Source organism: Pseudomonas sp. McL0111 (assembly GCF_052567255.1).
This window is the reverse complement of sequence record NZ_CP199585.1, coordinates 683,539-697,629: the sequence shown is the minus strand read 5'-3', so window position 1 is coordinate 697,629 and position 14,091 is coordinate 683,539. Positions and strand designations below refer to the sequence as shown.

General features: G+C 60.6%; 13 protein-coding genes. 10 read left to right on the top strand and 3 right to left on the bottom strand.

Annotated elements, in window-relative coordinates:
• Position 1: 1 nt before the first annotated feature.
• On the bottom strand, positions 2-883 hold the full coding sequence (locus ACTWLJ_RS03295; RefSeq protein WP_445179851.1) for a LysR family transcriptional regulator: 882 nt from the start codon (positions 881-883) through the stop codon (positions 2-4).
• A gap of 214 nt (positions 884-1,097) precedes the next feature.
• Here ACTWLJ_RS03295 and ACTWLJ_RS03290 point away from each other — a divergent pair, with 214 nt between their 5' ends.
• The gene (locus tag ACTWLJ_RS03290; protein WP_445179850.1) at positions 1,098-1,862 is read left to right on the top strand and encodes a sulfite exporter TauE/SafE family protein; all 765 of its coding nucleotides are present in this window, start codon (positions 1,098-1,100) and stop codon (positions 1,860-1,862) included.
• On the opposite strand, the gene ACTWLJ_RS03285 is transcribed toward ACTWLJ_RS03290, so the two are convergent.
• The gene (locus ACTWLJ_RS03285; RefSeq protein ID WP_445179849.1) at positions 1,852-2,166 is read right to left on the bottom strand and encodes a putative quinol monooxygenase; all 315 of its coding nucleotides are present in this window, start codon (positions 2,164-2,166) and stop codon (positions 1,852-1,854) included. The two genes, ACTWLJ_RS03290 and ACTWLJ_RS03285, sit on opposite strands and share 11 nt — an antisense overlap.
• Before the next feature lie 195 nt (positions 2,167-2,361).
• On the opposite strand from ACTWLJ_RS03285, the gene ACTWLJ_RS03280 reads away from it, so the two are divergent.
• From ACTWLJ_RS03280 to ACTWLJ_RS03250, 7 genes are all read left to right on the top strand, one after another.
• Positions 2,362-2,952 (top strand): NAD(P)H-dependent oxidoreductase, encoded by a 591-nt coding sequence (locus ACTWLJ_RS03280; protein ID WP_445179848.1) that lies wholly within the window; start codon positions 2,362-2,364, stop codon positions 2,950-2,952.
• Positions 2,953-3,139: 187 nt separating this feature from the next.
• Positions 3,140-4,051, top strand: a complete 912-nt coding sequence (locus ACTWLJ_RS03275) for a LysR substrate-binding domain-containing protein (protein WP_445179847.1) — start codon at positions 3,140-3,142, stop codon at positions 4,049-4,051.
• Between the two features lie 103 nt (positions 4,052-4,154).
• Positions 4,155-5,048, top strand: coding sequence for an NAD-dependent epimerase/dehydratase family protein (locus ACTWLJ_RS03270; protein WP_445179846.1), 894 nt, complete (start codon positions 4,155-4,157; stop codon positions 5,046-5,048).
• Positions 5,049-5,363: 315 nt separating this feature from the next.
• Entirely contained in the window at positions 5,364-6,713 is a 1,350-nt protein-coding gene (locus ACTWLJ_RS03265) for a GntP family permease (RefSeq protein ID WP_166220365.1), read from the top strand.
• A gap of 15 nt (positions 6,714-6,728) precedes the next feature.
• The gene (locus ACTWLJ_RS03260) at positions 6,729-7,589 is read left to right on the top strand and encodes a MurR/RpiR family transcriptional regulator (protein ID WP_445179845.1); all 861 of its coding nucleotides are present in this window, start codon (positions 6,729-6,731) and stop codon (positions 7,587-7,589) included.
• Between the two features lies 1 nt (position 7,590).
• Complete coding sequence (locus ACTWLJ_RS03255) at positions 7,591-9,048, top strand: N-acyl-D-amino-acid deacylase family protein (protein ID WP_445179844.1); 1,458 nt, start codon at positions 7,591-7,593, stop codon at positions 9,046-9,048.
• A 118-nt stretch (positions 9,049-9,166) separates the two neighbouring features.
• A complete protein-coding gene (locus ACTWLJ_RS03250; RefSeq protein ID WP_401216422.1) occupies positions 9,167-9,535 on the top strand; it encodes a glyoxalase superfamily protein in 369 nt (122 codons plus the stop codon).
• 120 nt (positions 9,536-9,655) lie between these two features.
• Here ACTWLJ_RS03250 and gliR read toward each other — a convergent pair whose 3' ends face one another.
• Entirely contained in the window at positions 9,656-10,672 is a 1,017-nt protein-coding gene (gene gliR, locus ACTWLJ_RS03245) for an AraC family transcriptional regulator GliR (protein ID WP_445179843.1), read from the bottom strand.
• A 212-nt stretch (positions 10,673-10,884) separates the two neighbouring features.
• Between gliR and ACTWLJ_RS03240 the strand changes: the two genes are divergently transcribed.
• A complete protein-coding gene (locus tag ACTWLJ_RS03240) occupies positions 10,885-12,480 on the top strand; it encodes an FAD-binding oxidoreductase (protein WP_445179842.1) in 1,596 nt (531 codons plus the stop codon).
• A gap of 5 nt (positions 12,481-12,485) precedes the next feature.
• Positions 12,486-14,078: a glycerol-3-phosphate dehydrogenase/oxidase gene (locus ACTWLJ_RS03235; protein ID WP_445179841.1), complete on the top strand. Its 1,593-nt coding sequence runs from the start codon at positions 12,486-12,488 to the stop codon at positions 14,076-14,078.
• Positions 14,079-14,091 lie beyond the last annotated feature (13 nt).

Sequence of the window (14,091 nt, the reverse complement as noted above, 5' to 3'; positions counted from 1 at the left end):
GTCAAGGCGTCAGTGCGTCGAGCAACGCACGGGCGTAACCGGGCAACTGTTCGAAATCCCGCGCACTGAGTTGCAAGGTGCGATTCGCCCAGACTTCGTCGAGCGGCCGGCAAATCACTGCGTGCACCGATGACCAGCGTTCGATGGCAACTTTCGGCACGATGGCCAGCCCCGCACCTCGGGCAACCATGCGCATTACACCGTCGAATCCATCCGTGCGTATCCGGATCGACATGCGTTGACCGATGTGCAACGCCTGCTCCTCCAGATGAATCGCCAGCGCGCTGTTGGCACCCAGCGCCACGTAGTCATGGGCGAGGGTTTCACTGAAGGTCAGCGAGGATTGTCCGGCCAGCGGATGAGCCGGCGGCAGAATCAGTACCAGAGGATCATCGCGAAAGAAGCGGGTTTGCAGGCCGTTGGTGTCCACCGCGTCGGAGACGATACCGAGATCTGCTGCACCCTGACGCAAAGCATGGGTGATGCGCGCGCTGGGCAGTTCCTGCAAATCGATATCGAGATTGGGGTGCAAGCGCAGAAAGTCCGCCAGCACTTCGGGCAGGTATTCGGTGATCGCCGTGGTGTTGCACAGCAGCCGAACCTGACCTTTGACGCCTTGGGCGTAATCGGCCAGATCCTGCTGCATGCGATCGGCCTGTTGCAGGAGGATGCGTGCGTGGTGCGCCAGTGCTTTGCCGGCGGGAGTGGGGGTGACGCCACGGCGGCCACGTTGCAGAAATTCAGTACCCAGCGAAGCTTCCATCGCACGGATGCGCGCGCTGGCGGCGGCGAGTGACAAGTGACTGCGGGCGGCGCCGGCGGTGATATTGCCGGTGTCGAGGATATGCAGATAGAGGCGCAGGTCGGTGAGGTCGAAGTGCATCGGGCAGCCTCTGGTTTTTGCGGTGTCTGGGCTGGCCCTATCGCTAGCAGGCTAGCTCCCACAGTGGATCGGCGGTGAGTGCGAAACCTGTGGGAGCCAGCCTGCTGGCGATGAAGCCAGTAGTCTCAAAATTTTTTCAGCCTCTTGCCATGAGAGAGGCAGCCTCAGTATATGGCAGATTTTCAGCCAGCCCCGACCAGCGCACAGTAGTGCCATGAACACACTCGCAGATTTCTATCAAAACCTAGGCTTGGCCTTGTCTCTGCTGGTCATCGCCACCTTCATCCTCGCCGGAATGATCAAAGGCATCATCGGCCTCGGCCTGCCCACTGTCGCCATGGGCTTGCTCGGTCTGGCTATGGCACCGTCACAGGCAGCTGCATTACTGATCATTCCGGCGACGCTGACCAATATCTGGCAACTGGCGTTTGGCGGTCATCTGAAGGGACTGATCAAACGCCTGTGGCCGATGCTGCTGATGATCTTCCTCGGCACCGCTATTGGCACTCTCTGGATCGGCATGGCAGGCGGGCATTGGGTGGTTCGGGCGCTGGGCGCGGCACTTTTGCTGTATGCGTTGAGCGGATTGTTTCTGCCGACACTGAGCGTCAATCCTCGGCATGAACCGTGGCTCGGTCCGCTGTGCGGTGTGGTGACCGGCGTCATCACCTCGGCCACTGGCGTTTTCGTAATCCCGGCAGTGCCGTACATGCAGGCGCTGGGTTTGAATCGCGATGAACTGGTGCAAGCCTTGGGCCTGTCGTTCACCGTCTCGACCTTGGCACTGGCCGGCGGCTTGCTCTGGCGCGGCGCTCTCGGCAGTGCGGAATTGAGCGCCTCGTTGCTGGCGCTGATTCCGGCCGTGCTCGGCATGCTATTCGGGCAATGGTTGCGTCAGCGAATCAGCGCGGTGTTGTTCAAGCGAGTGTTCTTTGTCGGTCTGGGCGCGCTCGGCGCCCATCTGCTGATCAGCGGTTAGCGGAAGACGCGCTGAGCATGTCGACCTGACGGATATCGAAATCGCGCTCCAGATAGTCCATGCGCTCGGCGAAAAACGCCTTCATGTGCGGCAGGTTCGAATGCACATCGAGATGCGCCTGGGATGCCCAGATCTCGTAGAAGATAAACAGCGACGGATCTTCCTGGTCGCGCAGCATGTGGTATTCGATGCAGCCGGGTTCGCTGCGGCTGGGCTCAACGTAGGCGCGGAACAGTTCTTCGAAGGCCGCGGATTTTTCCGGGCGGGTCTTGGCGTGCAGGATAAAACCCAGACGATCACTCATCGCAAAACTCCTCAAGATCAGATGGCTGCGGATGCTACGGCAACAATCCGCTGTCGATTCGTGCGTTTTGCTCAAATGTATTTTGCGCAACCACGGCTTATTCCGCGCGAGACCGATCGTTAATCTGCCGCCATTCAATTTTCCCTTCTCCATCCAGCCAATGGCTGCGCATCGGAATCCGATCGAGGCTCTCCCGTGAAAAAAGTCCTGTTGCTCAATGGCGGTAAAAAATTCGCCCACTCCGACGGTCGCTACAACGCCACCCTGCACGAAGCGGCGCTGAGCGTGCTGGATCGCGGCGGCGTCGACGTCAAAACCACCTTCATCGACGAGGGCTATGACGTCGCCGAAGAAGTCGCCAGGTTTCTCTGGGCCGACGTGATCATTTATCAGATGCCGGGCTGGTGGATGGGCGCGCCGTGGACGGTAAAAAAGTACCTCGACGAAGTCTTTACCGAAGGCCACGGCAGCCTCTACGCCAGCGATGGTCGTACCCGTTCCGATGCGTCGCAGAAGTACGGCAGCGGTGGTTTGATTCAGGGCAAGCAATACATGTTGTCGCTGACCTGGAACGCGCCGCAGCAAGCCTTCGATGACCCGACTGATTTCTTTGAAGCCAAAGGTGTGGATGCGGTGTACTTCCCGTTCCATAAAGCCAATGAGTTTCTGGGCATGAGCGGGTTGCCGACGTTTCTGTGTGTGGACGTGATGAAGCGTCCGAACATCGAGAATGATGTGGCGCGTTATGAGCAGCATCTGACCGAGGTGTTTGGCCTCAAGGCTTGATTTGGTTTGCCGGGATAAGGAGATTTACCGTGGCGAGGGGATTTATCCCCGTTGGACTGCGCAGCAGTCCCCTCCCTGAAAAGTCCAGCGCGGGGCCGCTTCGCACCCCAACGGGGATAAATCCCCTCGCCACAAGTACCTACACTCTCCACAATGGAATGGTGCCGGCTATTGAAAAGGGACACCCGTGAAAGCCAGATCCGATGAGTTGCAGATTTTCGTCTGTGTGATCGAGTGCGGTTCGATCTCCGCCGCTGCCGAGCAGGTCGGGCAGACGCCCTCGGCGGTCAGCCGTACCTTGTCACGGCTCGAAGCCAAGCTCGACACGACGCTGATCAACCGCACCACGCGGCGCATGGACCTGACCGAAGAGGGCAAGTATTTCTTCGAACAGGCCAAGCTGATCCTCGATCAGATGGACCAACTCGAAGAGCGTCTGTCCTCACGCCAGCAAACCCCTTCCGGACGCCTGCGGATCAACGCCGCTTCGCCGTTCATGCTGCACGCCGTCGTGCCGTACATCGACGAATTCCGCCGGCTCTACCCGGACATCCAGCTCGAACTCAACAGTAACGACCTGATCATTGATCTGCTGGAACAAAGCACCGACGTCGCCATCCGCATCGGCACTCTGGCCGATTCGACGCTGCATGCGCGTTCGCTGGGTTGCAGTCCGTTGCTGATCGTCGCCAGCCCGGCCTATCTGGAAAAACACGGTGCGCCGCTGGCCGTGGCCGACCTCAATCAACACACCTTGCTCGGCTTCACTCAGAACGATGGCCTCAACCAGTGGCCGCTGCGTTATGTGCACGGCGACCGTTGGCCGGTTACGCCAGCCATCAGCGCCTCCAGCGGCGAGACCGTGCGGCATCTGGCGCTGGAGGGGCAGGGTATTGCCTGCCTGTCGCATTTCATGACCATCGACGACATTCGTGCCGGGCGCTTGAAGGTGTTGCTGGCGGAGTTCAACAGCGGTTATCGCCAGCCGATCAACGCCGTCTACTACCGTAACTCGCAACTGGCGCTGCGGATTCAGTGCTTCCTCGACTTCATCCAGAGCAAACTCGCGGCTTACGCCAGCGCCGATTTCAAGGGCTGATTCGTGACCTCTGCGCAAGAGTGAATTGGGCGAGGGCGGGTTTTTCCCTCGCGTTCAGCGGTCGATACTCGTCCCATCACTTACTCACGCAGGGAGTTTCTCCATGAACGTATTCGTCACCGGCGCCGCCGGTTTTATCGGCGGCTCGATCGCCACCGGTCTGGTTCAGGCCGGGCATAAAGTCACCGGCCTGGTGCGCAGCGCCGAACAGGCTGAAGAGCTGAAAGCACTCGGTATCACCCCGGTTATCGGCACCCTCGATGACAAAAACCTGCTCACTGAACAGGCCCGCGCCGCAGACGCGGTGATCAACGCCGCCAGCAGCGACCATCGCGGCGCGGTCGAAGCCTTGCTCGACGCCTTGCGCGGTTCGAACAAAGTGTTCCTGCACACCAGCGGTTCGAGCATCGTCGGTGATGCGTCGGGCGGTAAATCCAGCGACGTCATCTACTACGAAGACAACCTGCCTGAACCGACTGTCGACAAAGCCGCCCGTGTGGCTATCGACAACCTGATCCTCGCGGCGGCGAAGGACGGCGTGAACTCGGCAGTCATCTGTAACACGCTGATCTACGGCCACAGCCTCGGGGTCAATCGCGACAGCGTGCAGTTGCCGCGTCTGCTGAAACAGGCGCGTAAAAGCGGCGTGGTCCGGCATGTCTGCAGCGGCCAGAACATCTGGTCCAACGTACACATCGAAGACGTCGTCGCCCTGTATTTGCTGGCGCTGACCAAAAACGTTCCGGGCACGTTCTACTTCGTCGAAAGCGGCGAAGCGTCGTTCATCGACATGACCACCGCCATGGCCCAGACCCTGAACCTCGGCGAGCCACAAGACTGGCCACTGAAAGACGCGGAAGCCGAATGGGGCTACGAAATGGCCAACTACGGCCTCGGCTCCAACAGCCGCGTACGCGGCAAACACGCCCGCGAGCTGCTGGGCTGGGCGCCGAAACGTACGTCGGTGGTTGAATGGATTCGTAACGAAATGGTGTGAGCCAAACACCGCCCGTGTAAACACCACAAAACCTGTAGGAGTGAGCCTGCTCGCGATAGCGGTCTGTCAGCCGATGAAGATGTTGACTGACATGGCGCTATCGCGAGCAGGCTCACTCCTACAGTGGTTATGCGTTCGGTCGAAATGTATGTAAATCCCGCCCATCGATTTTCATTAATCGCGACAAGACATATCTATCCGCGACAAACCTTGTCTCTCCACGAAAATTACTTTCATGGCGTTTGAAAACTCGATCTCGAAATGATTTATGAGTTTCACAACCCATTCGAACGTGACCCTTTCGAGGAGTACCGCATGACACCGTCCTTCGGCTATTGGCTGCTGGTTTATGCCGCCGTGGCTATCATCGCGCTGATCGTGCTGATCGCGCGTTACCGACTCAATCCGTTCATTGTCATCACCCTGATTTCCATCGGTCTGGCGCTGGTTGCCGGGATGCCGCCGTCAGGTGTGGTCGGTGCTTATGAGGCGGGGGTCGGCAAGACGCTGGGGCACATTGCGCTGGTGGTGGCGTTGGGGACGATGCTCGGCAAGATGATGGCCGAGTCCGGTGGCGCCGAGCAGATGGCGCGGACCTTGATCGATAAATTCGGTGAGAAAAACGCGCACTGGGCGATGGTCTGTATCGCGTTTCTGGTCGGATTGCCGCTGTTCTTCGAAGTCGGTTTTGTGTTGCTGGTACCGATTGCCTTTACCGTGGCGCGGCGCGTTGGTGTGTCGATTCTGATGGTCGGTCTGCCGATGGTTGCCGGGTTGTCGGTAGTGCATGCGCTGGTACCGCCGCATCCGGCAGCAATGCTCGCGGTGCAGGCCTATCAGGCATCGGTCGGGCAGACCCTGCTTTATGCGATTGCGATTGGCATTCCGACAGCGATTATCGCCGGCCCGCTGTACGCCAAATTCATCGTGCCGCGCATTCAATTGCCGGCGGATAACCCGCTGGAAAAGCAATTTCTCGACCGCGAACCACGGGACAAACTACCGGGTTTCGGCATCACCATGGCGACCATTCTGTTGCCGGTGGTGTTGATGTTGATCGGTGGTTGGGCCAACCTGATTTCGACACCGGGCAGCGGTTTCAATCAATTCCTGCTGTTCATCGGCAACTCGGTGATCGCGCTGTTGCTGGCGACGTTGCTGAGCTTCTGGACGCTGGGTATCGCCCAGGGATTCAACCGGGAATCGATCCTCAAATTCACCAATGAATGCCTGGCGCCGACCGCGAGTATCACGTTACTGGTCGGCGCTGGCGGCGGTTTGAACCGGATTCTGGTGGATGCTGGCGTCACCGATCAGATCGTCGGCCTCGCCCACGAATTTCATCTATCACCGTTGATCATGGGCTGGTTGTTCGCCGCGTTGATGCGCATCGCCACCGGTTCGGCCACCGTGGCGATGACGACGGCTTCGGGCGTTGTCGCGCCGGTGGCCATTGGTCTGGGTTATCCACACCCGGAACTGTTGGTGCTGGCGACCGGCGCGGGCTCGGTTATCTTTTCCCACGTCAACGACGGCGGCTTCTGGTTGATCAAGGAATACTTCAACATGACGGTCGCGCAGACGTTCAAGACCTGGACCGTGCTGGAGACGCTGATCTCGCTGGTCGCTTTCGGTCTGACCGTCGGACTTTCTTACCTGCTGTAACCGGAGCCATCCGCCATGGACATCCTTTATCAGATCCGCGCCCGTCAGGATTCCTTCAGCGCCGGCGAAGGGCGCATCGCCCGGCTGATGCTCGACGACGTCGGTTTTGCCGCGAGCGCCAGCCTCGAAGACCTCGCGCAACGCGCCGAAGTCAGCACCGCCACGCTGTCGCGGTTCGCCCGTACGGTTGGCTGCCGCGACCTGCGTGACCTGCGCTTGCAACTGGCCCAGGCCAGCGGCGTCGGCAGCCGTTTTCTCGACCCGGCGGGCACCCCGGAACAGTCGGCGTTTTATGGGCAGATCGTTGGTGATATCGAAACCACGTTGCGTCAGCATCTGGCCGGATTCGACGAATCACGCTTCGCCGATGCAGTGAAACTGCTTGGTCAGGCGCGGATGATTCATGCGTTCGGCATGGGCGGTTGCTCAACGCTGTGCAGCGATGAATTGCAGGTGCGACTGGTGCGCCTCGGCTATCCGATTGCGGTGTGTCATGACGCGGTGATGATGCGCGTCACCGCCGCCAGCCTGAACGCCGAACAGGTGCTCATTGTCTGCTCGCTGACCGGCATTACCCCGGAACTGCTGGAGACCGTCGAACTGGCGCGCAACTACGGTGCGCGCATCCTCGCCATCACTCTCGCTGATTCACCGCTGGCCGAACTCGCCGACATCGTCCTGCCGCTGCAAAGCGCGGAGACCTCGTTCATCTACAAACCGACGGCGGCGCGCTACGGCATGCTGCTCGCCATCGACGTGCTCGCGACCGAACTGGCGCTGGCTAATCCTGAAGACAACCAAGAGCGGCTCCGAAGGATCAAACTCGCTCTCGACGAATACCGTGGCGGCGACGATCACCTGCCGCTGGGAGACTGACATGCTGTACGACACTCTGATTCGCAATGCCCTGATCATCGATGGCAGCAACACGCCCGGTTACACCGCTGATGTGGCGATTCTTGATGGCCGCATCGAACGCATCGGCGACCTGCACGATGCCCGCGCCAGCGAAGAAATCGACGCCGCTGGCAGGGTGCTGGCGCCGGGTTTCATCGACGTGCACACCCACGACGACACCGTGGTGATCCGCCAGCCCGAGATGCTGCCCAAGCTCAGCCAAGGCGTGACCACGGTGATTGTCGGCAACTGCGGGATCAGTGCGTCTCCGGTGAGTTTGAAAGGCAATCCACCGGACCCGATGAACCTGCTCGGCACGGCCGCCGCGTTCGTCTATCCCCGTTTCAGCGACTACCGCGCAGCAGTCGAAGCGGCCAATACCGCGTTGAACGTCGCGGCGCTGGTCGGTCACACGGCGCTGCGCAGCAATCACCTCGACGATTTGTTCCGCACCGCAGCGCCTGACGAAATTGCCGCCATGCGCGAGCAATTGCGTGAAAGTCTTGAGGCAGGCGCCTTGGGTTTATCCACAGGGCTGGCCTACGCCAGTGCCCTCAGTGCATCGACCGATGAAGTGATGCAATTGACCGAAGAACTTTCGGCGTTCGGCGCGGTGTACGCCACGCATTTGCGCAGTGAATTCGAACCGGTGCTGGAGGCGATGGACGAGGCTTTCCAGATTGGCCGACATGCTAAATCCCCGGTGATCATTTCCCACCTCAAATGTGCCGGTGCGGGCAACTGGGGTCGGAGTCCGCAATTGCTCGCGTCACTGGAAGAAGCGGCGAAAACCCATCCGGTGGGTTGCGACTGCTATCCGTATGCGGCGAGCTCTTCGACGCTGGATTTGAAGCAGGTTACCGACACGCATCGCATCACCATTACCTGGTCGACCCCGCACCCGGAAATGGGTGGGCGTGACCTGATCGACATCGCTGCCGAATGGAATCTGCCGCTGCTCGATGCGGCGAAAAAACTGCAACCGGCGGGCGCGGTGTATTACGGCATGGACGAGAGCGATGTCAGGCGCATCCTCGCGCATCCGCTATCGATGGTCGGGTCTGACGGGCTGCCGGAAGATCCGTTCCCGCATCCGCGTCTGTGGGGCGCGTTCCCACGAGTGCTCGGGCATTTCAGTCGTGACGTCGGGTTGTTTCCGTTGCACACCGCCGTGCATAAAATGACCGGTCTGTCGGCGGCGCGATTCGGGTTGAAGGAGCGGGGCGAGATTCGTGAAGGGCATTGGGCGGACCTGGTGTTGTTCGATCCGCTGACCGTGCGTGATGTCGCGGATTTCAATGATCCGCAGCGGGCGGCGCAGGGGATTGACGGGGTGTGGATCAATGGCGTGTTGAGCTATCGCGACGGGCAGGCAAATGGGCGGAGGGCTGGACGGTTTCTGGCGCGGCAAGGCGATTTGCGCGACGGCTTTCAGTGACATTTCGCGGAGTGCGTCACAGTGGTGGCACATTGCAATTAAAGAAAGCCATCAACAAGCCGAATTGCTGACATCAAGCCCAGCTACACTCTTGGGCCAATCAGTCAGGGAGCACCCCATGAGCTTCGGTAAAACCACCCCGATCCTGCGGATTTTCGATGAGGCCAAGGCTGTAGAGTTCTACGTCGATTTTCTTGGCTTCAAAATTGACTGGCAGCACCGCTTCGAGGCGAATTTCCCGCTGTACCTGCAAGTGTCGCGGGGCGAGTGCGTGCTGCATCTGTCCGAACATCATGGCGATGCCACACCGGGTTCGGCGCTGCGCATCGAGACCGATGAGCTGGAGGCGTTTCAGCAGCAGTTGGTTGCCAAGGATTACAAGTTCTCGCACCCGGGCATTCAAGCGATGCCGTGGGGGAGTCAGGACATGACCATTGCTGACCCGTTCGGCAATCGGTTGGTGTTTACCAACGCGATCAGCCTCTGATCCGGAAGCAAGTATTCGGTGCGGCTTCCGACGCCTTCGCTGGCAAGCCAGCTCCCACAGGGTTCTGTGTACGACTCGGATCATGTGGGAGCTGGCTTGCCAGCGAAGAGGCCCGTGCAGTCAACCTCTATGAATCTGCCGAAACTCTCCCGGCGGCATCCCGCGCCGGCTCTTGAACGTGCGGTGAAACGAACGCGGCTCGGTAAACCCCAGATACTGCGCAATGTCCTGAATCGGCAAGTTGCTGTTGAGTAAATAATGCTCGGCCAACTCCTGGCGCAAATCATCAAGAATCTGCTGATACGACGTCCCCGCCTGATGCAACTGCCGTTGCAGCGTGCGCACCGACACCGCCAGATGCTCCGCCACCTGCTCCTTGCGCGGGAGCCCTTCCTTGAGCAACTGACGCAAAATGCTTTTCACCCGTTGCTCCAGCGACGCATCTTCCAGCGTGGCCATCAAACCCTGCGCGTGCTCCTCCAGCGTGCGCAGCAAATGCGCATCGGCCTGACGCAACGGCAACTGCAAATACGGCAGCGGCACGATCAGCGCTGAATAAGGCTGGTCGAACAGCACCGGGCAGGCGAAGAACTGCTCGTATTGATCCTGCGTGGTGTCCACCGGTCGTGCATGTTCGAGCCAGACGGCGGCCGGCGAAAGCTGCGTATCGGCGATCCACCGGGCATATTGCAGCCATGACCCGAGCACGTTTTCCACCAGATGCCGACGAATGCGTGGGCGCTGATAACGGCAAGTCCAGATCAGGTGCACGTCGCTGCCCGTTACCTCGGCGCGACTGACACCCATATCTCCCACCAGTTTTTCGAACGGCATGATGCGGCTCATGGCATCGCCCAAGGTTGCGCAGTTCATGGTGATGTAACCCAGCACGCTCCAGGAATTGGGCAGGACGAAATTCGCGGCGTTCAGACCGAACAGCGGATCGCCCGAGTGTTCGCAGAAATAATCGAGCAAACGTTCATGGACTTCACCCGGCAGGCGCAGGTTGTTGTCGCTCAACTGCTGCGCCTGCAACCCGGCCGCCGCCAGCGCAGGCTCGATGGCCATGCCCAGTTGCTCGGCATGACGCACGTACTTGAGCAGTGGCGGAACTGAAGTGAAGCCGAGCGATTGCATGATCGTAATCCCTTGATCAAGGCCTGCATGAGCGGATGAATGCCCTGAAAGGTAATTTGAAACCACGACTAAAGTAAATGGCTGACGCTTGCGCGACGTTTGACTCAATTGGCTACTCGATCTGGCCGGATGCGACCGTGACACTTTGCGGCGGCTGACTAGTATGGGGGCCTGAAATATCACTGATCAGACTGCAGAAAAAGGAAACACGCATGCGACGCTGGAACGGCTGGGGAGATGCAAGCACGGTGGTCGAGCTGCCGGCGCAGGGCGCGCAGTTTCTCAATGAGCGACTCGGCGCTGGCCGAGCGTTGCCCGATGCCACGCTGGAAGCCGCGTTGGCCCAGGTTCCGGCGTCGCGGTTGCAGGCGCACACCTTGTACAGCGCCGATGCCCAAGACCGGTTGCTGCATGCCCGAGGCCAGAGCTTGCCGGACTGGCTGGCGTTGCGTGAAGGCGCGCTGAGCAACTATCCCGATGCCGTGGCATTTCCCGAGACTGCTGAGCAGATTCGCCAATTGCTGGCGCTCGCTCAGGAGCAGGACTTGTGCCTGATTCCCTATGGCGGCGGAACATCGGTGGCGGGACATATCAATCCGCCGAGTTCTGCGCGGCCGGTGGTCACGGTTTCTTTGGCGCGAATGAATCGCCTGATCGATCTCGACGAACAGAGCCTGCTGGCCACCTTCGGCCCCGGCGCCAGCGGCCCGCAGGTGGAAAGTCAGCTGCGTGCTCGCGGTTATACGCTGGGGCATTTCCCGCAGTCGTGGGAGCTGTCGACGCTGGGCGGTTGGGTCGCCAGTCGCTCCAGTGGCCAGCAGTCGCTGCGCTATGGACGTATCGAGCAATTGTTCGCCGGCGGGACGCTGGAAACGTTTGCCGGGCCGATGGAAATCGCCACTTTCCCGGCCTCGGCTGCCGGCCCCGATCTGCGCGAAGTGGTGCTCGGTTGCGAGGGCCGCTTCGGGATCATTTCCGAGGTCAAGGTGCGGGTCAGCGCATTGCCCGCCGATGAGCGTTTCTACGGCGTTTTCCTGCCGAGTTGGACCAAGGCACTGCAAGCCATTCGCCAATTGGCCCAGGCGCGCGTTCCGCTGTCGATGCTGCGCCTGTCCAACGCAGTGGAAACCGAAACCCAATTGGCGCTGGCCGGACATCCGCAGCAAATCGCCTGGCTGGAAAAGTATCTGAACCTGCGTGGAGCGGGCGAGGGCAAGTGCCTGCTGACCTTCGGCGTGACCGGCAATCGTCGGCAAAACGCGCTGTCGCTGAGTCAGGCCCGACAGCATCTGAAAGCATTCGGCGGCGTGTTCACCGGCACCTTGCTCGGCAAGAAGTGGGCGCAAAACCGCTTCCGTTTTCCCTACCTGCGCGAGAACCTGTGGAACGCCGGTTACGTGGTCGACACCCTCGAAACCGCCACCGACTGGAGCAACGTCGACAACCTGCTCAGTCTCATCGAAAACAGCCTGCGCGATGCCTTGGCGGCTGAAGGCGAGCGGGTGCATGTGTTCACTCACCTGTCCCACGTCTACGGCGAAGGTTCAAGCATCTACACCACTTACGTGTTTCGCCCGGCGGCGGATTATCCCGCCACACTGGCGCGCTGGAAGGCGCTGAAACACGCGGCCAGTCAGACCATCGTCGACAACCACGGCACCATCAGCCACCAGCATGGCGTCGGCAAGGATCACGCGCCGTACCTGCTGCGTGAGAAAGGAGCGCTGGCGATGGACACCTTGCAGGCGCTGAGCCGGCATTTCGATCCGGCCGGGCGTTTGAACCCTGGCACGCTGTTGCCGGAGTGACGGCCATGAGCCTCGACTGGAACGCCGCGTGGCGTGAGAAAACTCTGCCAACACTGGCGGATGAAACCTGGGATCTGATCGTCATCGGTGGCGGAATCAGCGGTGCCGGTATCCTCCGTGAAGCAGCGCGCCGTGGCTGGCGCTGTCTGTTGCTGGAGCAACGCGATTTCGCCTGGGGCACTTCCAGCCGATCTTCGAAAATGGTCCATGGCGGTTTGCGTTACATCGCCAAGGGCCAGTGGCGGCTGACGCGTGATTCGGTGCGCGAACGTCAACGCCTGCTCGACGAGGCGCCGGGGCTGGTCGAGCCGATGAGTTTCATGATGCCGCACTACCGTGGCGGCTTTCCCGGGCCACGAGTGCTCGGTGGTTTGTTGTCGGTGTATGACGCCTTGGCCGGGCGGCGCAGCCATCGTTTTCATGACGCACAGCAACTGCGATATCTGGCGCCGGGGGTGAAGGAAAACGACTTGCTCGGAGGCACCTGTTTTGTCGATGCGCTGACCGATGATGCGCGTTTGGTGATGCGCGTGTTGAGCGAGGCTCGGGCCGATGGCGCGGTGGTGCTCAACGGTGTGCGCGTCGAGCATTTGCTGCGTGAAGAGGGACGTGTCTGCGGCGTACAGATCGAAGACTGCGAGGCCGGTGTTTCCCTGCAATTGCGTTGCAGCGTGCTGGCCGTAGCGACCGGTGCATGGGCTGAACGCCTGCGGCCGTCCGAAGCTCCACGCCAATTGCGTCCGTTGCGTGGTAGTCATTTATTGCTGCCGGGCTGGCGCTTGCCGGTGGCGCAGGCCTTCACTTTTCTGCACGAGCGCGACCGTCGCCCGGTGTTCGTTTTCCCATGGGAGGGCGCCACGGTAGTCGGCACCACTGACCTCGATCATCACGGCGATCTGGATCAGAGCGCGAGCATCAGCGCGGATGAACTCGACTATCTGCTGGCGGCTTGCAGCCAACAATTCCCCGGCGCTGAAGTGACTGCCAGCGACGTGCTCTCGACCTGGTCCGGTGTGCGCCCGGTGGTCGGTAGTGCAGGTGAACATCAAGGCAAACCGTCGAATGAAACCCGCGAGCATGTGCTGTGGCAGGAGCCCGGTTGCGTGACGTTGGCCGGCGGCAAACTCACCACGTTTCGCCCGCAAGCCATCGAAGTGCTCAAGGCCTGCGCGAGCATGATCGGCCGGCCCTTCGTCGATGACGCCGCGCCCGTGTTCGCCGTGGTGCCACCGCTGGCGATCCCGGGACTCAGCACCGGCCAGTGGCGACGTCTGGCCGGAAGGCATGGCCGCGACCTGCCGAAACTGGCGCAACTGCTCGCCGGGTTGGGCCACGAAACGGTTGGCAGCACCGACACGTTGTGGGCGGAACTGGCCTTCGCCTGTGAGGCGGAAATGGTCCTGCATCTGGATGATTTGCTGTTGCGCCGTACCCGGCTCGGCCTGTTATTGCCCCGTGGCGGTGAGGATTATTTCGCCGCCATTCGCCAACTCTGTCAGCCACGTCTCGGCTGGAGCGATGATTTCTGGCGGCAGGAGTTGCAACGTTATCAGGCCCTGTGGCAACGCCATCACGGTTTGCCGGATGCCACGCCTTGACGCCCCTTGAAGA

Bases quoted from the DNA above. Each gene is read 5' to 3' on its own strand.
- ACTWLJ_RS03295 (WP_445179851.1), bottom strand. From the start codon at position 883: ATGCACTTCGACCTCACCGACCTGCGCCTCTATCTGCATATCCTCGAC.
- ACTWLJ_RS03290 (WP_445179850.1), top strand. From the start codon at position 1,098: ATGAACACACTCGCAGATTTCTATCAAAACCTAGGCTTGGCCTTGTCT.
- ACTWLJ_RS03285 (WP_445179849.1), bottom strand. From the start codon at position 2,166: ATGAGTGATCGTCTGGGTTTTATCCTGCACGCCAAGACCCGCCCGGAA.
- ACTWLJ_RS03270 (WP_445179846.1), top strand. From the start codon at position 4,155: ATGAACGTATTCGTCACCGGCGCCGCCGGTTTTATCGGCGGCTCGATC.
- ACTWLJ_RS03265 (WP_166220365.1), top strand. From the start codon at position 5,364: ATGACACCGTCCTTCGGCTATTGGCTGCTGGTTTATGCCGCCGTGGCT.
- ACTWLJ_RS03260 (WP_445179845.1), top strand. From the start codon at position 6,729: ATGGACATCCTTTATCAGATCCGCGCCCGTCAGGATTCCTTCAGCGCC.
- ACTWLJ_RS03255 (WP_445179844.1), top strand. From the start codon at position 7,591: ATGCTGTACGACACTCTGATTCGCAATGCCCTGATCATCGATGGCAGC.
- ACTWLJ_RS03250 (WP_401216422.1), top strand. From the start codon at position 9,167: ATGAGCTTCGGTAAAACCACCCCGATCCTGCGGATTTTCGATGAGGCC.
- gliR (WP_445179843.1), bottom strand. From the start codon at position 10,672: ATGCAATCGCTCGGCTTCACTTCAGTTCCGCCACTGCTCAAGTACGTG.
- ACTWLJ_RS03240 (WP_445179842.1), top strand. From the start codon at position 10,885: ATGCGACGCTGGAACGGCTGGGGAGATGCAAGCACGGTGGTCGAGCTG.
- ACTWLJ_RS03235 (WP_445179841.1), top strand. From the start codon at position 12,486: ATGAGCCTCGACTGGAACGCCGCGTGGCGTGAGAAAACTCTGCCAACA.